This window comes from Phenylobacterium sp., from assembly GCF_965229015.1.
Classification (GTDB): domain Bacteria; phylum Pseudomonadota; class Alphaproteobacteria; order Caulobacterales; family Caulobacteraceae; genus Phenylobacterium.
In genome coordinates this window covers 3,020,633-3,038,030 of sequence record NZ_CBDDIM010000001.1, presented here as the reverse complement: position 1 = coordinate 3,038,030, position 17,398 = coordinate 3,020,633, and the positions used below count along the sequence as shown (strand labels likewise).

Below are 17,398 nucleotides of genomic sequence, written 5' to 3'. Positions count from 1 at the left end.
CCCATGCTGACCCTGATCCGCCGCGGCGCTTCGGCCTCCACCCCCGAGACGCCGGGCCCGGGCTGGGTCCTGCCGACCGACACCCTCTGGATCGACCTGCTCAACCCCACCCGGGAGGAGGAGCTGGCTGTCGAGCGCGCGCTCTCCGTCGACCTGCCGACCCAGGAGGAGATGGCCCAGATCGAGCCCTCCTCGCGCCTCTACCAGGAGGACAAGGCCACCTTCCTCACCGCCACCCTGCTGTCCCACAGCCAGGAGGACCGGCCCGCCGGCACGCCGGTGACCTTCGTCCTGGCCCGGGGCGTGCTGGTCACCCTGCGCTACGCCCCGCTGAAGGCCTTCACCGTCTTCGCCGCCCGCGCCGCCGACAACCGCGACCTCACCAGCGGCGCCGAGGCCCTGCTGGAGCTGCTGGACGCGGTGGTGGAGCGCCTGGCCCACGTGCTGGAGGCCTCCTCGGCGGCGGTGCAGGAAAGCTCCAACGCCATCTTCGACCGCCCCCGCGGCGGCGCCTTCGAGCCCCTGCTGACCGGCCTGGCCCGCACCCAGTCGGTGGCCTCCATGGCCCGGGCCAGCCTGGTGAGCCTCGGCCGCCTGGCCAGCTTCGCGGCCCTGGCGCCGGAGATCGTCGCCGCCCCGGCCTGCCAGGCCCACCTGGTCTCCCTGCAACACGACATCCAGTCCCTCACCGAGCACTCCGGCTCGCTCTCCTCCCACATCGCCTTCCTGCTGGACGCGGCGCTGGGCCTGATCAACATCGAGCAGAACGGCATCATCAAGTTCTTCTCGGTGGTCTCGGTGGTGCTGATGCCGCCCACCCTGGTGGCCTCGATCTACGGCATGAACTTCCACCACATCCCTGAGCTCTCCTGGGCCCTGGGCTACCCCTGGGCGCTGGGCCTGATGCTGCTCACCGGGATCGGCCCCTTCCTGTGGTTCAAGAAGAAGGGGTGGTTCTGACCGCCCCCAGGCCTCGGAAAACCCTGGTCTTCGACAAGAATCGGCCTCTGTGGCGGATTGTCGCAACGGTTCCTTAAGCGCGTTCGGCGAACCTGTTGGCTTCCACGAGTTCTCCGCCCGACATGCCCGCCCCGGCCCTTCTCCTTCGTCCGCTCGACTCCGATGGCCTGCGCCTGGCGCTGGACAAGCATCGGCGATTCCTCGAGGGCCGCAGCGGCGGCCGCCGGGCCAATCTGGCCTATGTCGACCTCACCAACCGTCCCCTGGACGGGGCCGACCTGCGCGACGCCGACCTCACCGGAGCGCGGCTGAACGGAGCGTCCCTGGCCGGCGCCAACCTGGCCGGAGCGGTGCTGTTCGGCGCCGACCTGCGCGACACCGACCTGCGCAACGCCAACCTCGCCAAGGCCGACCTGCGCGGCGCCTGCCTGCGCGGCGCCAACCTGGCCCATGCCGACCTGTCGGGCTGCGACCTGCGCGAGGGCCGCATCGCCCTGCAGGACAAGACCGAGGGCTTCCGCATCCTGCAGCACGAGGACCGCCCCGGCGAACTGACCTTCGCGGTGCTCTCCGGCGCCAACCTAGCCGGCGCCCACATGCACGGCCTCTCGGCCATGGCCGCCGACTTCACCGACGCCGACCTTTCCGGGGCCACCCTGGGGGGCGCCCGGCTGGTGAAGGCGGTGCTGGACGGGGCCAACCTCACCGGCGCGGACCTGGCCGGCGCCGACCTGTCGGGCGCCTCGCTCAAGCGCGCCATCATGGTCCGCTGCGACGTCTCGATGTCCAACATCAAGGGCGCCGATCTCACCGGCGTGCTCCAGGCCCCCGCCGTGGCGGTCTATATCGACGACCAGCCCCTGGAGAAGATCCTCGCCGCCCACGAGGCCTTCTGCGACTCCGCCGGCAGGAGCGGCAAGGTCGCCCGCCTGCCGGAAACCGACTTCCGCTCCGCCGGCGCGCTCAAGGGCCGCAAGCTCAGCGGCCTCTCGGCCCCGGGCTCCATCTTCTTCGGCATGAACCTGCAGGGCATCCAGCTCCAGGGCGCCGATCTTACCGGCTGCGACCTGCGCGGCGCCAATCTGCGCCAGGCCGACCTGCGCGGCTGCCGCCTGGCCGACGCCCTGCTCACCCGCGCCGACCTGCGCGGCGCCAAGCTGGGGCCGCTCTCCATCGACGACGGCCGCATGGTCCGCACCGACCTCTCCCGCGCCATCCTGCGCGGCGCCGACCTCACCGGCGCCTCGGCTCCCCGCGCCCGCTTCTTCGACGCCGACCTCTCCGGCGCCAAGCTGTCGGGGGCCAACCTCAAGGGCGCCGAGCTGGAGGCGTAGAGTGAGATGCTCCCCTCCTGGGGGAGCTGTCGGCGAAGCCGACTGAGGGGGACTTTGACTCTTGTTTGGGAGGCCCTGCCGACCACCCCCTCCGTCACGCGCATATCTGCGCGCGCCACCTCCCCCAAACCGCGCTGACGCGTTGGGGGAGGATCTGCCAGAGCCCCTACATCCCGTGCTTCAGCGGCTGCAGGTCCTGGAAGTTCGGCTCGCGCTTCTCGGCCTTGGCCTTGAAGGCCTCGCCCATGTGGGCGCCGGAGAACATGCCGGTCTGCCAGACGGCGATATAGTCCAGGCCGTCGCGGATGGTGTGGTCGCGGGCGTAGTTGATCATCACCTTCGAGCCGGTCACCGCCAGGGGCGCCTTGGCGGCGATCTCGCGGGCCGTCACCAGGGCGTGGTCGAGACAGGCGGCGTGGTCGGGGAAGACCTCGTTGACCCAGCCGATCTCCTTGGCCTTCTGGGCGGGCATGCGGCGGCCGGTATAGGCCATCTCGCGCACCCAGCCCTCGGGGATCAGCTTGCACAGCCGCGGGAAGGTGCCGACATCGGCGGTCATGCCGATATTGATCTCCTGGATGCAGAAGAAGGCGTCCTCGGTGGCGTAGCGGATGTCGCAGGCGCTGGTCATGTCCACCGCCCCGCCGATGCAGCCCCCCTGGATCGCCACGATCACCGGGATCCGCGCGTCGTCCAGGCAGCCGAAGCAGTCCTGCAGCCACAGGATATGATGCCGCTGCTGCTCGGCGTTGATGTGCCGGTCCTGGTTCTGGTTGGCCGAGGTCGACCCCCCGCCGCCGAACACCGCCAGGTCCATGCCGGCCGAGAAGTGCTTTCCGGTGGAGCTGATCACAATGCAGCGGGCCCGCGCATTGTGGTCGATGTCCTTCACGATCACCGGCAGCTCGTTCCAGAACTCCCGGATCATCGAGTTCATCGCCTCGGGCCGCTTGAGCTGGATATGGGCGACGCCTGCCTCGATGGTGACCTTGAAGCAGGTGAAGTCGGTGGTGGTGACGTCGGTCATGGCGTTTCCTCTCGTTGGAAACATCATCCTCCCGTGACGCGGGGAAAGGGAAGGCCCCCTAAACCCTCGCCCCCTTGGGGGAGAGGGTAGGGTGAGGGGCGCGCAGCAAGGCTGCGCGTCGCTGAGGCGGAGCAACAACGGACGTTCAGAAAGAGCCCTCACCCTGCCCTCTCCCGCAAGCGGGAGAGGAATGAGCTCACCCGTACCGCATCTTCCCCAGGGCCGCGGCCACGTCCCTCAGCAGGTCCCCGCCCTTCAGGCCGGCCTTCCATTTCTCATAGGCCATGACGTTCTCGATCCGGCCGTCGACGAAGGCCATGGCGTCGGCCTTGCCGGAGGCCAGCCGGAGCGCCAGGGCCGAGGCCAGGATCCCCGAAAGGATGGCGCGCTTGGAGTAGTGGTTCTCGTCGGTGGCGGTGTCCCCGGCCCAGCGCCACAGGACGTCGGCGCTCTCCCACAGCAGCCGCAGGGCCAGCGGAATGTGCAACGGCAGGGCCAGCCAGCCGGCCCAGCGGCGAACGGCGCCCTCGTCGGCGGCCGCGGCGTCCAGCCGCGCCTCCACCGCCGCCCGGATGCGGGCGCGGATCTTCAGGTTGGCGGGATCGGTCCCCGCCAGCCGCGCCAGGGCCTGGGCGTCATGGCGCCGCGACAGCAGGGCCGCCAGGTCGGCGGGGCCGTGCGGGATCAGCAGTTCGGTCTCCGGCCCGGTCAGGCCGCAGGCCTTGCCGGCGGCCCGCGCCATGGGCCAGGTCCAGCCCTGGGCGGGCGCGAGCTTGAGGGCCGCGTCCAGAATCTGTTGTTCGGTGGCCTCAGCCCAGTCGGTTTCGTGCGCCATGGCCCACAATAACGCGGTCGAGGGCCCCTGTCCGCCGTGGACATCACCCTCCGTCTCTGGTATTTCGCCGCCCTCATCCCGGAGGCTCTTCGCCTACGGGGGCAAGGCTATTGTCCGTTCGCCGCCGCCTGACCCCAGGACTGGCCGAGCGGGAACGGGTAACAGGAGAGATAACTCTGGTTCAGATTTTCGTCCGCGACAACAACGTCGATCAGGCCCTGAAGGCGCTGAAGAAGAAGATGCAGCGCGAGGGCTCGTTCCGCGAAATGAAGCGGCACGTGCACTATGAGAAGCCCAGCGAGAAGCGCGCCCGCCAGAAGGCCGAGGCCGTTCGCCGCGCCCGCAAGCTGGCCCGCAAGCGCGCCCAGCGCGAAGGCCTGATCCCGGCCCCGAAGAAGGCCCCCGGCGCCCGGTAGGGAGCTGAGCCTCTCGAAGCTTAAGTATTTGAAAGGCCGTGCGGATCCCCGCGCGGCCTTTTGCTTTGCCCAAAATCCCATGCTCACGCTGCGAACTTCCGTCGCGTGGCGCCGTGCTTGCTGGTGAAACCGCGTCCGGCCTCCTATCTTGAGGTCTGACGGACAAATTCCGGAACGGTCTGGACCAAAATGAACCTGCGCAATCTCGCCATCTGGGGCGTCATCGTCGTCGTCCTGATCGGGCTCTACAGCATGATGACCGGGGGCGGCCACGCGGCCGGCTCGGGCCAGATCACCTACAGCCAGCTGCTTACCAAGGTGGCCTCGGGCGAGGTCAAGCAGGCCACCATCCGCGGCGCCAGCGTCGAGGTGAAGGATGCGGCCGGCAAGACCTTCGCCGCCGTCACCCCCAACAACCAGGACGACCTGGTCAAGCGCCTGGAAGGCCAGGGCGCCGACATCGAGGTCAAGCCGATCGGCGGCGGCCTGGTGGGCCTGCTGGTCCAGAGCCTGCCGATCCTGCTGCTCGTCGGCGTCTGGATCTTCTTCATGCGCCAGATGCAGGGCGGGGCCCGCGGGGCCATGGGCTTTGGCAAGTCCAAGGCCAAGATGCTGACCGAGAACAAGAACCGCATCACCTTCGACGATGTGGCGGGCGTCGACGAGGCCAAGGAGGAGCTGACCGAGATCGTCGAGTTCCTCAAGGACCCGCAGAAGTACCAGCGCCTGGGCGGCAAGATTCCCAAGGGCGCCCTGATGGTCGGCCCCCCCGGCACCGGCAAGACCCTGCTCGGCCGCGCCGTGGCCGGCGAGGCCGGCGTGCCCTTCTTCTATATCTCCGGCTCCGACTTCGTGGAGATGTTCGTCGGCGTGGGCGCCAGCCGCGTGCGCGACATGTTCGAGCAGGCCAAGAAGAACAGCCCCTGCATCATCTTCATCGACGAGATCGACGCCGTCGGCCGCCACCGTGGCGCCGGCCTGGGCGGCGGCAACGATGAGCGCGAGCAGACCCTCAACCAGCTGCTGGTGGAGATGGACGGCTTCGACCCGTCCGAGGCCATCATCGTCATCGCGTCGACCAACCGTCCCGACGTGCTGGACCCGGCCCTGCTGCGTCCGGGCCGCTTCGACCGTCAGGTGGTCGTCCCCAATCCGGACATCGGCGGGCGCGAGCGCATCCTGCGGGTCCACATGAAGAACGTGCCCCTGGCCGCCGACGTCGACGTCAAGACCATCGCCCGCGGCACCCCGGGCTTCTCCGGCGCCGACCTGGCCAACCTGGTCAACGAGGCCGCCCTGATGGCCGCGCGCAAGAACCGCCGCATGGTCCTGCAGCGCGACTTCGAGGACGCCAAGGACAAGGTCATGATGGGCGCCGAGCGCAAGTCCATGGCCATGACCGAGGAAGAAAAGCGCCTCACCGCCTATCACGAGGGCGGCCACGCCCTGCTGGCCCTCTCGGTCCCGGCCACCGACCCGGTGCACAAGGCCACCATCATCCCCCGCGGCCGAGCGCTCGGCATGGTCATGCAGCTGCCGGAGCGCGACCAGCTCTCCATGTCCTATGAGCAGATGACCTCGCGCCTGGTGATCCTGATGGGCGGCCGGATGGCCGAGGAGATCATCTTCGGCAAGGAGAAGATCACCTCGGGCGCCTCGTCGGACATCGACCAGGCCACCCGCCTGGCCCGCGCCATGGTCACCAAGTGGGGCTTCTCCGACAAGCTGGGGGTCGTCTCCTACGGCGAGAACCAGGACGAGGTCTTCCTCGGCCACTCGGTGTCGCGCACCCAGAGCGTCTCGGAAAAGACCGCCAACCTCATCGACGAGGAGGTCAAGAAGCTGGTCCAGACCGCCTTCGACGAGGCCCGCCGCATCCTGACCACCAAGCTGGACGACCTGCACACCCTGGCCAAGGCCCTGCTGGAATACGAGACCCTGTCCGGCGACGAGATCATCGCCGTCCTCAAGGGCGTCGCCCCCAACCGCGACGACAGCGATAGCAAGCGCCCCATGGGCCCCGCCGTCTCGGTCCCCCTCTCCCCCCGGGCCGACCCCGAACCGGCCTGAGGCCCAGAGGCCTGACCTACCCGAAGGGGAGCCCACGGCTCCCCTTCGTCTTGTGTGGGCCTGGACCAGGGCGGGTCGCCCAGGTCCGCTCCCCCACCCCTTGGCGACATTCCGACCGTCCGCCGCGAGGCGGCCTTCACTGGGCCCAGGATGTCGCCAAGGCGGAATCCAGCCTTTGGGCGAGGGCGGGGCTGACCGGCGTCATGGGAAGCCGGACCTCCGGACTGTCGATCAATCCCCTTCGCCAGAGGCAGTGCTTCAGCGGCGCGGGATTGGGTTCGGAGAACAGCAGCTCGGGGATCTGCGAGAGCCGGGTCCAGGCCTGATCGATGGCGGATCTGTCGAGGGCCAGAAGCTGCCGGAAGCCGTGGGGATCGATGTGGGCCGAGGCCAGGACCCCGCCGTCGGCTCCGTCCCTCAGGGCGACCCCAAATCGGGCGTCGTCTCCCGTGAGCACGGCGAAGCCCGGGGGCTTGCGGCCGATGAGATCGCGGCTCTGCTCGAAGTCCGCGCAGCAGTCCTTGACGCCCTTCAGGTTGGGCCGCTCGGCCAGGCGCAGCAGGGTGTCGTTCAGCAGGTTCACGCCGGTCCGATAGGGGATGTTGTAGACGAGCAGGTCCGCCTCGGTGCTGTCGGCGAGCGCCTCGAAGTGGAGCCTGAGCCCTTCCTGGGATGGACGGACATAGTGCGGGCAGCTGACCAGGACGGCGTCGGCCCGCCAGCCCTCGACGGCGCGCAGGGCCTGGACGACAGCCGAGGTCGATACGCCATGCAGCCCGAGCATGATCAGGGTCCCGGCGCCCGCCGCCTCGATCTCCTCGGCCACCGTCCGCACGACTTGGCGCGCCTCATCTGCGGACAGCGCCATGCCCTCTCCGGTCGTGGCGCAGAGAACAAAGCCGTCGACCTTGCCGATATAGGCGCGCGCCAGGCGACGCAGGGACGGCTCGTCGAGCCTGTCGTCCTTGAACGGGGTCACGAACGGCAGCCAGAGGCCGGCGTAGCGGGGGTGGGGGTCGGTCATGGTCGTCTCCTTTGGCCGGAGACGAAGCACCTGGGACCCCGTCGCGCCGGCGGGGTCAGTGAGGGTGTGATTGGCGCGTCAGATGGCGCGCGAAGACCAGCCCAGACCCCTGAGGAGGGGCTGTTTTTTCGCGACGGCGTTGGCCAGGGCGGCGGTCATGGGCTCACATCACGCAATCGTTCGGCCAAGGTCAAGTCGGAACCACGCGTCCGCGCTGACGCGCTGGGGGAGGGTGAGAGCCACCCTCAGACCGGCGACTTCTCCAGCATCTTCACGGTCTGCTGCATGATCCGGCGGCCCCAGCTGGAGAGGTCCTCGCGGGCGAGCTTGGCGCGGGCGGCCTCGAGGGCCGTGGAGCCATAGCGGCGGCGAAGCATCTGGGCTTCCTCCAGCGCCTCCTGGTTGAGACGCCGCCAACGCTTATAGAGACGCACCGGATTAATGATCATGGCGACCCCGCTCGATCCGGTGCTGCATAGCACCATCTCGTGACGGAATGGAGGCAGGAACCCATTCTGGGTCGCACGTGGGGCGTGGAATCCCTGGCGCTGCACGGTATCCGAGCGCCGCGCCCGCCTGGCGGGTGGATCGGCGCGCATCTTTCCCCGGGCCCTGTCCTTGCACCCAACTTCGGCGTCTGTCCTGATTGGGGAAACCGCCATGACCCGTCTGTTCACCCTGTTGCTGGCCGCCCTGGCCTTCGCCCCGCCGGCCCTGGCCGCCCCCTATGGCGAGGCGCGGGTGCTGCCGGTCCGCAGCCAGGCCCAGGCGCGCCCCGGCTATCACCTGGCCCGGCCCGACCTGCTGGCCACCGCCTCGGGGGTCCGCGCCCACGGCATGATCTGCCGCCGGGCGGGCCATGCCGGCCTGCCGGTCCGCCGGGTGCGGGTGCAGCATCTGGACCCCGCCGGCCGCGTCCTGGACGTGGTCGAGGTGCGCGTGGACTTCGACTCCGTGCGCCGGTCTGCTAGCTGCACGGCCTATGACCTCGCCACCGCCTGGAAGATCGACCCCGCCGACACGGTCCTCGCCTCCGCGCTCTGACGGAGCCGCGCCCGTGCGGGTGATGGGGATCGTCAACGCCACCCCGGACTCCTTCTCCGACGGCGGCCTGTTCCTGGATACCCAGGCGGGCCTCGACCACGCCCTTCGGCTGACAGCCCAGGGCGCCGACATCCTCGACATCGGCGGCGAGTCCTCCCGCCCCGGCGCCCAGCCGGTGGGGGAGGCCGAGGAGATCGCCCGGGTCGTCCCCCTGATCACCCAGGTCCGCGCCCGCTCGAGCGTCCCCATCTCCGTCGACACCGTGAAGCCCGCCGTGGCCCGCGCGGCCATGGCGGTCGGCGCCTCGATCTGGAATGACATCACCGCGCTCGCCGTCCCCGGCGCCCCGGAGCTGGCCGCCGAGCTGGGCTGCGAGGTGATCCTGATGCACATGCAGGGCGAACCCCGGACCATGCAGGCCGCCCCGCGCTATGACGATGTGGTCGCCGAGGTCTGCGCCTTCCTGACAGCCCGCGCCGAGGCGGTCCTGGCCGCCGGGGTGGCCCGCGACCGCATCTGGCTCGATCCGGGGATCGGCTTCGGCAAGACCCTGGCCCACAACCTGGCCCTGCTCTCCGCCCTCGACAGGATCGTGGCCCTGGGCTTCCCCGTCCTGCTGGGGGTCAGCCGCAAGAGCTTCCTCGCCCGCCTCGACCCGGCGGCCAAGGACCCGGCCCACCGCCTCGGCGGCTCGCTGGCCTGCGCCCTGGCCGGCGCCTCGGCCGGCGTCGCCGCCATCCGCGTCCACGACGTCGCCGAGACAGTCCAGGCGCTGCGGGTGTGGGCGGCGGTCAGCTGACTCCTCCTCGCCCCCTTCAGGGGGAGAGGTCGGGTGAGGGGGCCTCGGCGCAGCCGAGGTCTTCCTGAGGTGGAGGTGATCGCGGCCCCTTCGGAAAGAGCCCTCGCCCGACCTCTCCCGCAAGCGGGAGAGGGGGAGATGCGATCACCCCCGCCCGATGAACGGCATCTTGGTCGCCATCACCGTCATGAACTGCACATTGGCCTCCAGCGGCAGGCTCGCCATGAACGCCACGGCGTCGGCCACCGCCTTGACGTCCATCATCGGTTCGGGCGCCAGCGTCCCGTCGGCCTGGGGCACGCCCCTGGCCATGGCCGCGGTCATCTCGGTGGCGGCGTTGCCGATGTCGATCTGGCCGCAGACGATGTCGAAGGCCCGCCCGTCCAGCGACGTCGACTTGGTGAGCCCGGTGATGGCGTGCTTGGTGGCGGTGTAGGCGACCGAGCGCGGCCGGGGGCTATGGGCCGAGATCGAGCCGTTGTTGATGATCCGCCCGCCCCTCGGGTCCTGGGCCTTCATCAGCCGAATGGCGCCCTGGGTGCAGAGGAAGGCGCCCGTCAGGTTCACGTCCACCACCCGCTTCCAGTGGGCCAGGCTGAGCTCCTCCATCGGCACGGGCGGGGCGCCGGTCCCGGCGTTGTTGAACAGCAGGTCCAGCCGTCCGAACTTCGATTTCACCGCCGCGAACAGGGCCAGGACCTGGGCCTCGTCGCTCACATCGGTGGGGATCGTCGTGCACATGTCGGCCTTGGTTCGTCGGGCCGTCTCCTCCAGCTCGACAGGTCGGCGCCCGGCCAGGAAAACGTGAAATCCCGCGTCTACAAGGGCTAGCGCGCTCGCCCGCCCGATCCCGGAGCCGGCCCCGGTGACGATGGCGGTCTTGATGTCGGTGCTCATCGGGCCAGACCACCCGAGTCTTCCATCCACGACAACCGACGAATCCTGTATTTCCTCGCAGATGGCCGAACATCGCGGACGCGTCCTCATCATCGCCGGCTCCGACTCCGGCGGCGGGGCGGGCATCCAGGCCGACATCAAGACGGTCACGGCGCTCGGGGGCTACGCCGCCACCGCCGTCACCGCCATCACCGTCCAGAACACGCTCGGCGTCACCGGCGTCCACCCGATCCCCCCCGCCGTGGTGGAGGCCCAGGCCCGCGCCGTCCTCGACGACATCGGCGCCGACGCCCTCAAGACCGGCATGCTCGGCGACGTGGAGATGGTGGAGACGGTGGCCGCGATCCTTGATTCCACAAGGGCTCCGGCCGTCGTCGACCCGGTGATGGTGGCCAAGGGCGGCGCCAACCTGCTGGCCGCCTCGGCGATCGAGGCGGTGCGGTCCCTGATGGTCCCCCGGGCCTTCCTCCTGACCCCCAACGCCCCCGAGGCCCAGGCCCTGACCGGCCTGACGGTGGAGACCACCGACGACCTGCGCCGGGCCGGCGAGGCCCTGCTGGCCCTGGGCGCCCAGGCGGTCCTGATGAAGGGCGGCCACGTCGCGGGCCCTCGGGTGATCGACATCCTGATGACCCCCCAGGGCGAGACCAGCTTCGAGGGCGAGCGCCTGGAGACCCGCCACACCCACGGCACCGGCTGCACCCTGGCCTCGGCCATCGCCGCCGGCCTCGCCCAGGGCCTGGACCTGCCCGACGCCGTCGCCCGGGCCTGGGCCTATGTTCATGAGGCCATGCGTCAGGCCCCCGGCTTCGGCGCCGGTCACGGCCCCCTCGACCATGCCTGGCCCCTGCGGGGCAGGGCATGAGACACCGCGACGAACTCGAAGCCATCCTGCGGGCCACGCCGGGCCTGATGCACGTCATGGAGACCGCCCGGACCCTGGACCTGCCCGACTGGCTGGTCTTCTCCGGGGCCATCTACCAGCCGGTCCTGAACCACCTCACCGGCCGCCCGGCCGACCACGGGATCAAGGACTACGACCTGGCCTACTTCGACCCCGACACCTCCTACGAGGCCGAGGATGCGGTGATCCGCCGCGTGGCCGCAGCCTTCGAGCCGCCCTTCCGCGAGATGGTGGAGGTGCGCAACCAGGCCCGGGTCCACCTGTGGTTCGAGGCCAAGTTCGGCGAGCCCTACGCCCCGCTGGTCTCCAGCGCCGACGCCCTGCCCCGGTTCGCCAGCCCGCTCAACGCCGTGGCCGCCCGGCTGGAGGCCGACGGGTCCATGACCCTGCTGGCGCCCTTCGGCCTGGAGGACCTGTTCTCCATGACCTACCGCGCCAATCCGAGCCGCCGGGTCAGCGGCTTCGCCCGCACGGCGGGGTCCGCCCAGAGGCGGTGGCCGGAACTGACCGTCATCCCTCAGGAATAGGTCTTACGGATCTCCATCCAGCGGTCGGCGCCGGTCAGCGGCCCGAAGCCATACTGGGCGTAGAGGCCGTGGGCGTCGCGGGTGGCCAGGTGCATGCGCCGGAAGCCCTGCAGGTCCGGATGGTCGGTGATGAAGGCCATGATCGCCTTGCCCAGCCCCGCCCCGCGATGGGCGGCGTCGACATAGACGTCGCAGATCCAGCCGAAGGTGGCGCGGTCGGTGACCACCCGGGCCATGCCCGCCATGGTTCCGTCGGGGCCGTAGACGCCGATGGTCAGGCTGCCGGCGACGGCCGCCTCGAAGGTGGCCCGCGGGATGCCGGTCCCCCAGTAGCTCTCGGCGGAGATCCAGTGATAGGCGCGCGCGATATCGAACCGCGCCGGGTCGTCGCTGACCGTGTAGCCGCCGGTGTGCTGGGTCTCCATGACCGCCTCCCTCCGCTGGAAGGCCGGCTGTTAGGAGAAAACGAGCCGCGGCGCTAGGCCACCGCGGCCACGGCGGGGTCGGCGTCCAGCACCGCCTCGATGGCGTGGAACAGCTCGGCGGCCTCGACGGGCTTCATGACGAAGGCGTTCATCCCGGCGGCCAGGCACAGATGGACCTCGGCGCGCCCGGCCGAGGCGGTGAGCGCGATCACCGGGGTGCGCTGGTTGGGGCCGGGTGTGGCGCGGAGAATTCCCACCGCCTCCAGCCCGCCCATCCGCGGCATGTTGAGGTCCATCAGCACCAGGTCGAACCGCTCCAGGGCCAGGGTGTCCAGGGCCTCCTGGCCGTCCTGCGCCGTGGCGATGGTGTCCACCGCCCCCTGCAGGATCAGGGTGAAGGCGCGCCGGTTGATCTCGTGGTCGTCGACGATCAGCACCCGCAGCCCCGTCTGGGCCGTCGCGATGACCGGCGTCTGGATCGGGGCCTGGGCGGCCGCCAGCCCGAGGGCCAGGCGGAAGGTCGAGCCCTGGCCCGGCGCGCTGCTGGCCGTCAGGTCGCCCCCCATCAGGCGGGCCAGCTCGCGGCTGATATTGAGGCCCAGCCCGGTGCCGCCATGGGTGCGGGCGACGCTGTCGCTTCCCTGGCCATAGGCGGTGAACAGGCCGCCCATCTGCTCGGCCGTCATGCCGGCGCCGGTGTCGGCGACCTCCAGGGCGATGTTCCAGGTCCCGTCGGCGGCGGGGGCGGCGACCATGCGCAGGGTGACGGCGCCGACCTCGGTGAACTTGAGCGCGTTGGAGAGCAGGTTGTTGAGGATCTGGCGGACGCGGGTGGGATCGCCCGCCACCCAGGCCGGCAGGCTGTGGGCGCCCTCCAGGCGAAAGGTCAGGCCGCGGCCGCGGGCCACCGGCGCCCAGAACCGCACGGTCTCCAGCATCAGGCGCCGCAGGTCGAAGGCGATGGTCTCCACCCCCATGCGGCCGGCCTCGATCTTGGAGAGGTCCAGCAGGTCGTCCAGCAGGGCGCGCATCATCCGGCCGGAGGAGGCGATCAGCTCCAGGTTCGAGTCCCGCGCCCCTTCGGAGCGGGCGCCCCGGGCCTCGGCGGCGCCGGCCAGGATGGCGCTGATGGGGGTGCGCAGTTCGTGGCTGACCATGGCCACGAAGGCCGACTTGGCCGCGTCGGCGGCCTCGGCCCGAGCGCGGGCCTCGCTCTCGGCGGTGAGCGCGCGGGCGGCGGCCCGCCAGATCATGTGGGTGAAGACGATGATCAGGACGGCCGCCGCCGCCAGGGCGATGGCCTGATGAATCTTCGCCCCGAGCCAGAGGGCGACGAAGGGGATGGTGGCCAGATAGACCGCGAAGGGGCTCGAGGCGGCCAGGAAGGCCAGGCGCGACTTCTGGCTGGTGAGGGCCGAGTTGAGCTGGCCGCCGCACAGCAGGCAGATCCAGCAGGCCAGGCCGAAGACCCCGTCGCGGAGCGGGCCGGCGGCGGCGAAGGCGCCGAACACCACGCCATTGGTCATCAGCAGGGCCAGGGCCGCCCAGGTGGGCGGGGTGCGCCGGTCGAGGAGGAAGTACTCCACCGCCTGCAGGCCGCCATAGAGGGCCAGCCACACCAGGGCCCAGGTCCAGCCGGTGATGGCGCCGAAGCCCAGGGTCAGCCCGATGGCCAGGCCGGCCCGCATCCGCGCCTGGGCCCGACGCGCCGCGATGACCTCCATCAGGTCGGACGAAAGGGTCCCAGCCGCGGGCGGCATGTGGTGAGTCTCGACGAATGCGTTACGCCAATAGACGCCCGACCAAGCTAAGCTTGGATGAATCCCGGAGCGGCCGGTGGGCGGCGCGGCGGAATGTCGCGCCGCCCGGGACCCTATCGGCGATAGCCGTAGCCGTAGCGATCATAGTCGTTGGCCTCGACCCGGATGCGGGCCGAGAGGGTGTCGAACCGGCGATCGAGGTCGGCCCGCTCCCAGTTGGAGAGGCCGCCCGCCCGATAGCGGCTTTCCAGTCGGGCCAGGGCGGCGAAGTCGGCGCGCAGACGATAGGCCTCGGCCCGCGTGATCCGGCCTGTGCGGACGCCGCGATCGATGCGGCGATCCAGGTTGGCCTGGCGCTGGTTGATGTTCACCCAGGCGCCGCCGTGATTCCAGCCGTCACGGTCGTTCCGCTCATAGCGGATGCGGCTGGACAGGGCGTCGAAGCGGCGGTCGAGGTCGCTCCGCTCCCAGTTCGACAGGCCGTTCACCCGATAGTTGGCCTCCAGGCGGGCTACGGCGCGGAAATCGTCGCGCAGGGCGATCGCCTCCCGGCGGGTCAGGTCGCCGCTGCGCACGCCGGCGTCGATGCGGGCGTCGAGATTGGCTTGGCGCTCGTTGATCGACATCCAGGTCTGGGCCGAGGCGGCCCCGGCCGAGAGGGCCAGGACGGAGGCGGCGGCGAGCATGGTGAGCGTCTTCATGGGATCATCTCCTTGGTGGTCTTCGTGTCCCTCGGTCGTGTCCCCCGATCGGCGAACTCAACGGCCTCCCGCCCGAAGGGTTCTGGCCAAGCTTGGCGGGCCGCCCCCGCGGAGAGTCCCCGCGGGGGCGGCGCCCGGACCTAGCGGCGATAGCCGCCGTAGCCCGCGCCGTAGTCCCGATCGTTGCGCTCGTAGCGCAGCTGCATCCGGATGGAGTCGAAGCGGCGATCCAGGTCGGCGCGCTCCCAGCGGGTCACCACGCCGTCGGCGCGGTAGCGCCAGGACAGGCGTTCGGTCACCCGGAGCTGCTCGCGCAGGCGGAAGGCTTCGCGACGGCTGATCTGGCCCGAGCGCTCGGCGCGGTTGATGCGGACCTGCAGGTCGTCGTCGCGCACGATGCCCTGGGGCCCGCCGCGATCGTTGTAGCCGCCGGCGCGATCGTCGTAGCGGCCGCCCCGGTCGTCGTATCGGTCGCCACGATCATAGCCGCCATAGGTCTGGGCGGCGGCGGGGGTGACAGCCGCGGCCAGGGCGGAAGCTGCCGCGATCGAAATCAGAATCTTCTTCATCTTCCATCCTCCTTGGATGTCCAGCGGCGCCGGAGGGCGTCGTTGAGGAGGAGAAGACCATTTCGAACCTGAAACCGATCTGAGGCCGCCGTTGTCTGGCGTTCAGCTTGGCTGGCCCGTCACGCCCTAGGCGGCGGCGGAATTCGCCGTCGTGGCCGCCGCCGCGTTCTGGGCGGCCTCGTTGAGGGCGCGGCTGATGGCCTCGTAGAGCTTGGCGATCTCGATGGGCTTGGCCACGTGGCCGTCCATCCCGGCGGCGAGGTATTCCTCCACCTGGTGGGACAGGGCGTTGGCGGTGAGCGCCACGATGGGGGTTCGCGGCCGGCCCTGTTCGCGTTCGGCGGCGCGGATCGCCCGGGCGGAATCGATGCCGTCCATGACCGGCATCTGGATGTCCATCAGGATCAGGTCGTAGGCCCCGTCGCGCCAGGCCTCGAAGGCCTGCTTGCCGTCGGCGACGATGTCGATCTCCAGACCCAGGGAGCCCATGACCGCGGCCAGGACCTGCTGGTTGGTGGGATTGTCCTCGGCGGCCAGCAGGCGCAGGGCGCCGTCCTCGGAGGTGTCGGCGGCGGCGGCCGGGGCGGGGGCGTCGGCGGCGACCTCGCCGCGTTCCAGGGGCAGCTCGACGGTGAAGGTCGAGCCCTTGCCTTCACGGCTGTCGACCCAGATCGCCCCGCCCATCATCTGGGTGAGCTCGCGGCAGATGGCCAGCCCCAGCCCGGTGCCGCCGAACCTGCGGGTGGCGGAGTTGTCGGCCTGGACGAACTTCTCGAACAGATTGGTCAGCTTCTCGGCGGCGATCCCCAGGCCGGTGTCGCGCACGGTGAGCTTCAGGGCGCCGGTCTCGGGATTGAGGTCGAAGGCCGCGGCCACCTCGCCGGAGGGGGTGAACTTCACGGCGTTGGACAGCAGGTTGCCGACGATCTGGCTGAGGCGGTCGGCGTCGCCGCGCCAGGCGCCATGGGCGGCCTCGGACACCTCGAGCTTGAAGTCGAGGCCCTTCTTCTGCGCCATCACCGCGAAGCTCTCGCGGGCCGGGGCGATGGCGGTCTCGAGGTCGAAGTCGTCCATCAGCAGGGTCAGCTTGCCCGCCTCGATCTTGGACAGGTCCAGGACGTCGTTGAGCACGGCCAGCAGCAGGCCGCCCGACTGGCGGATGACCTCCAGGCGCTCGCGCTGCAGCTCGCTCATCTCGCCCATGGACATGACCTCGGCCATGGCCAGGACGCCGTTGAGCGGGGTGCGGATCTCGTGGCTCATATTGGCCAGGAACTGGGACTTCAAGGTATTGGCGGCGTTGGCCGCGTCGCGGGCCTCCACCAGTTCCTGCAGGGTCCGCTGCAGGGCCTGTTCGCGGGCGTCCAGCTTCTCCAGCAGGTGGTTGAAACTGGCGGTCAGGCTGCGGAACAGGGCGTCCTGGGCCTCCACCTGAACCGGTGCGAAGCTGCCGCTGGCGGCCACGTCATGCATGGCCTCCGAGAGCTTCTGCACCGGGGCGATGACCCGGTGGGCCAGGCCGCGGGCCAGGAACAGGGCCACCCCGACCCCGCCGAAGAAGAGGGCGCCGGTGAGCGCGATGAATTGGGGCAGCAGGGCGCCGAGCGCCGGCGGAGCGACCTTGACCACCAGTTCGCCGACCCGCAGGCCCTGGATCTTGACCGGGGCGTGGATCACGTCGGTTCCGGGGCCGCCGGCGCCGGGCCGGCGATAGACGGCCACGGTCTGGCCGGTTCCGTCGAACAGCTTGGCCTCGGTGACCGACGGCGCCTGGGCCAGGGCCGAGATCGTGGAGCGGGCGGCGGCGAAGTCCTGCTCCGAGAGGGCGGGCCCCGCGGCGCTGGCGGTGATCTGTGACAGGGCGGTGTGGCTGAGGTGGCTCTGCTCGCGGGCAACGGCCCATTGCTGGAGCATGAAGGTGAGACAGGCGGCGATCAGCACGACCATCGTGGTGACGAGCGCAATACCCGCAACGCGCGCATGGAACGTTGCGTTGTGTGCCGTTCCCGCCGCGCGAAGATGTTGGGTCATGAGGTGCGAAGTCCCGTCCAGAATTCGCGTTTAGGCCAATTCTCCTAACGCTTCGCTTCCAAGTACTCGCCTCTC

Annotated in this window: 18 protein-coding genes; 8 read left to right on the top strand and 10 right to left on the bottom strand. The window is 70.3% G+C overall.

Annotated elements, in window-relative coordinates; translation table 11 throughout:
- Positions 1 to 3: 3 nt before the first annotated feature.
- Positions 4 to 960: a magnesium transporter CorA family protein gene (locus ACO06I_RS15255; protein ID WP_421933414.1), complete on the top strand. Its 957-nt coding sequence runs from the start codon at positions 4 to 6 to the stop codon at positions 958 to 960.
- A gap of 122 nt (positions 961 to 1,082) precedes the next feature.
- Positions 1,083 to 2,294 carry a pentapeptide repeat-containing protein gene (locus ACO06I_RS15250; RefSeq protein WP_421933637.1) on the top strand — a complete coding sequence of 404 codons (1,212 nt, stop codon included), beginning with the start codon at positions 1,083 to 1,085 and terminating at the stop codon, positions 2,292 to 2,294.
- Positions 2,295 to 2,460: 166 nt separating this feature from the next.
- Here ACO06I_RS15250 and ACO06I_RS15245 read toward each other — a convergent pair whose 3' ends face one another.
- Together ACO06I_RS15245 and ACO06I_RS15240 are read right to left on the bottom strand one after the other, a co-directional pair.
- On the bottom strand, positions 2,461 to 3,321 hold the full coding sequence (locus ACO06I_RS15245; protein WP_421933413.1) for a crotonase/enoyl-CoA hydratase family protein: 861 nt from the start codon (positions 3,319 to 3,321) through the stop codon (positions 2,461 to 2,463).
- A gap of 196 nt (positions 3,322 to 3,517) precedes the next feature.
- Positions 3,518 to 4,156 carry a COQ9 family protein gene (locus ACO06I_RS15240; protein WP_421933412.1) on the bottom strand — a complete coding sequence of 213 codons (639 nt, stop codon included), beginning with the start codon at positions 4,154 to 4,156 and terminating at the stop codon, positions 3,518 to 3,520.
- A gap of 176 nt (positions 4,157 to 4,332) precedes the next feature.
- On the opposite strand from ACO06I_RS15240, the gene rpsU reads away from it, so the two are divergent.
- On the top strand, positions 4,333 to 4,572 hold the full coding sequence (rpsU, locus tag ACO06I_RS15235) for a 30S ribosomal protein S21 (protein ID WP_215342650.1): 240 nt from the start codon (positions 4,333 to 4,335) through the stop codon (positions 4,570 to 4,572).
- Positions 4,573 to 4,761: 189 nt separating this feature from the next.
- Positions 4,762 to 6,642: an ATP-dependent zinc metalloprotease FtsH gene (gene ftsH / locus ACO06I_RS15230; RefSeq protein ID WP_421933411.1), complete on the top strand. Its 1,881-nt coding sequence runs from the start codon at positions 4,762 to 4,764 to the stop codon at positions 6,640 to 6,642.
- 136 nt (positions 6,643 to 6,778) lie between these two features.
- On the opposite strand, the gene ACO06I_RS15225 is transcribed toward ftsH, so the two are convergent.
- Positions 6,779 to 7,666 (bottom strand): 4-hydroxy-tetrahydrodipicolinate synthase family protein, encoded by an 888-nt coding sequence (locus ACO06I_RS15225; protein WP_421933410.1) that lies wholly within the window; start codon positions 7,664 to 7,666, stop codon positions 6,779 to 6,781.
- Between the two features lie 245 nt (positions 7,667 to 7,911).
- A complete protein-coding gene (locus tag ACO06I_RS15220; RefSeq protein WP_421933409.1) occupies positions 7,912 to 8,115 on the bottom strand; it encodes a hypothetical protein in 204 nt (67 codons plus the stop codon).
- 211 nt (positions 8,116 to 8,326) lie between these two features.
- Between ACO06I_RS15220 and ACO06I_RS15215 the strand changes: the two genes are divergently transcribed.
- Both ACO06I_RS15215 and folP read left to right on the top strand, forming a co-directional pair.
- Positions 8,327 to 8,710 carry a hypothetical protein gene (locus ACO06I_RS15215; RefSeq protein WP_421933408.1) on the top strand — a complete coding sequence of 128 codons (384 nt, stop codon included), beginning with the start codon at positions 8,327 to 8,329 and terminating at the stop codon, positions 8,708 to 8,710.
- A 22-nt stretch (positions 8,711 to 8,732) separates the two neighbouring features.
- On the top strand, positions 8,733 to 9,509 hold the full coding sequence (folP, locus tag ACO06I_RS15210) for a dihydropteroate synthase (RefSeq protein ID WP_421933636.1): 777 nt from the start codon (positions 8,733 to 8,735) through the stop codon (positions 9,507 to 9,509).
- 144 nt (positions 9,510 to 9,653) lie between these two features.
- Here folP and ACO06I_RS15205 read toward each other — a convergent pair whose 3' ends face one another.
- Entirely contained in the window at positions 9,654 to 10,406 is a 753-nt protein-coding gene (locus tag ACO06I_RS15205; protein ID WP_421933407.1) for an SDR family oxidoreductase, read from the bottom strand.
- A gap of 61 nt (positions 10,407 to 10,467) precedes the next feature.
- Here ACO06I_RS15205 and thiD point away from each other — a divergent pair, with 61 nt between their 5' ends.
- Positions 10,468 to 11,271, top strand: coding sequence for a bifunctional hydroxymethylpyrimidine kinase/phosphomethylpyrimidine kinase (gene thiD / locus ACO06I_RS15200; RefSeq protein WP_421933406.1), 804 nt, complete (start codon positions 10,468 to 10,470; stop codon positions 11,269 to 11,271).
- Positions 11,268 to 11,837 (top strand): nucleotidyltransferase family protein, encoded by a 570-nt coding sequence (locus ACO06I_RS15195; protein WP_421933405.1) that lies wholly within the window; start codon positions 11,268 to 11,270, stop codon positions 11,835 to 11,837. Before thiD ends, ACO06I_RS15195 begins: the two co-directional genes overlap by 4 nt.
- Here ACO06I_RS15195 and ACO06I_RS15190 read toward each other — a convergent pair.
- From ACO06I_RS15190 to ACO06I_RS15170, 5 genes are all read right to left on the bottom strand, one after another.
- Complete coding sequence (locus ACO06I_RS15190) at positions 11,828 to 12,262, bottom strand: GNAT family N-acetyltransferase (RefSeq protein ID WP_421933404.1); 435 nt, start codon at positions 12,260 to 12,262, stop codon at positions 11,828 to 11,830. The genes ACO06I_RS15195 and ACO06I_RS15190 overlap by 10 nt on opposite strands.
- Positions 12,263 to 12,315: 53 nt before the next feature.
- Positions 12,316 to 14,022, bottom strand: coding sequence for a response regulator (locus tag ACO06I_RS15185; RefSeq protein WP_421933403.1), 1,707 nt, complete (start codon positions 14,020 to 14,022; stop codon positions 12,316 to 12,318).
- 113 nt (positions 14,023 to 14,135) lie between these two features.
- Positions 14,136 to 14,723: a hypothetical protein gene (locus ACO06I_RS15180; RefSeq protein ID WP_421933402.1), complete on the bottom strand. Its 588-nt coding sequence runs from the start codon at positions 14,721 to 14,723 to the stop codon at positions 14,136 to 14,138.
- A gap of 140 nt (positions 14,724 to 14,863) precedes the next feature.
- On the bottom strand, positions 14,864 to 15,292 hold the full coding sequence (locus ACO06I_RS15175; protein WP_421933401.1) for a hypothetical protein: 429 nt from the start codon (positions 15,290 to 15,292) through the stop codon (positions 14,864 to 14,866).
- Positions 15,293 to 15,418: 126 nt separating this feature from the next.
- Positions 15,419 to 17,239 (bottom strand): ATP-binding protein, encoded by a 1,821-nt coding sequence (locus tag ACO06I_RS15170; RefSeq protein WP_421933400.1) that lies wholly within the window; start codon positions 17,237 to 17,239, stop codon positions 15,419 to 15,421.
- Positions 17,240 to 17,398 lie beyond the last annotated feature (159 nt).

Excerpts from the sequence above, each read along its gene's own strand:
- ACO06I_RS15215 (WP_421933408.1), top strand. The coding sequence starts at position 8,327 with ATGACCCGTCTGTTCACCCTGTTGCTGGCCGCCCTGGCCTTCGCCCCG.
- ACO06I_RS15225 (WP_421933410.1), bottom strand. The coding sequence starts at position 7,666 with ATGACCGACCCCCACCCCCGCTACGCCGGCCTCTGGCTGCCGTTCGTG.
- ACO06I_RS15255 (WP_421933414.1), top strand. The coding sequence starts at position 4 with ATGCTGACCCTGATCCGCCGCGGCGCTTCGGCCTCCACCCCCGAGACG.
- ACO06I_RS15220 (WP_421933409.1), bottom strand. The coding sequence starts at position 8,115 with ATGATCATTAATCCGGTGCGTCTCTATAAGCGTTGGCGGCGTCTCAAC.
- folP (WP_421933636.1), top strand. The coding sequence starts at position 8,733 with ATGGGGATCGTCAACGCCACCCCGGACTCCTTCTCCGACGGCGGCCTG.
- ACO06I_RS15195 (WP_421933405.1), top strand. The coding sequence starts at position 11,268 with ATGAGACACCGCGACGAACTCGAAGCCATCCTGCGGGCCACGCCGGGC.
- ACO06I_RS15185 (WP_421933403.1), bottom strand. The coding sequence starts at position 14,022 with ATGCCGCCCGCGGCTGGGACCCTTTCGTCCGACCTGATGGAGGTCATC.
- ACO06I_RS15175 (WP_421933401.1), bottom strand. The coding sequence starts at position 15,292 with ATGAAGAAGATTCTGATTTCGATCGCGGCAGCTTCCGCCCTGGCCGCG.
- ACO06I_RS15205 (WP_421933407.1), bottom strand. The coding sequence starts at position 10,406 with ATGAGCACCGACATCAAGACCGCCATCGTCACCGGGGCCGGCTCCGGG.
- ACO06I_RS15190 (WP_421933404.1), bottom strand. The coding sequence starts at position 12,262 with ATGGAGACCCAGCACACCGGCGGCTACACGGTCAGCGACGACCCGGCG.
- ACO06I_RS15240 (WP_421933412.1), bottom strand. The coding sequence starts at position 4,156 with ATGGCGCACGAAACCGACTGGGCTGAGGCCACCGAACAACAGATTCTG.
- ACO06I_RS15245 (WP_421933413.1), bottom strand. The coding sequence starts at position 3,321 with ATGACCGACGTCACCACCACCGACTTCACCTGCTTCAAGGTCACCATC.
- ACO06I_RS15180 (WP_421933402.1), bottom strand. The coding sequence starts at position 14,723 with ATGAAGACGCTCACCATGCTCGCCGCCGCCTCCGTCCTGGCCCTCTCG.
- ftsH (WP_421933411.1), top strand. The coding sequence starts at position 4,762 with ATGAACCTGCGCAATCTCGCCATCTGGGGCGTCATCGTCGTCGTCCTG.
- ACO06I_RS15250 (WP_421933637.1), top strand. The coding sequence starts at position 1,083 with ATGCCCGCCCCGGCCCTTCTCCTTCGTCCGCTCGACTCCGATGGCCTG.
- ACO06I_RS15170 (WP_421933400.1), bottom strand. The coding sequence starts at position 17,239 with ATGGTCGTGCTGATCGCCGCCTGTCTCACCTTCATGCTCCAGCAATGG.
- thiD (WP_421933406.1), top strand. The coding sequence starts at position 10,468 with ATGGCCGAACATCGCGGACGCGTCCTCATCATCGCCGGCTCCGACTCC.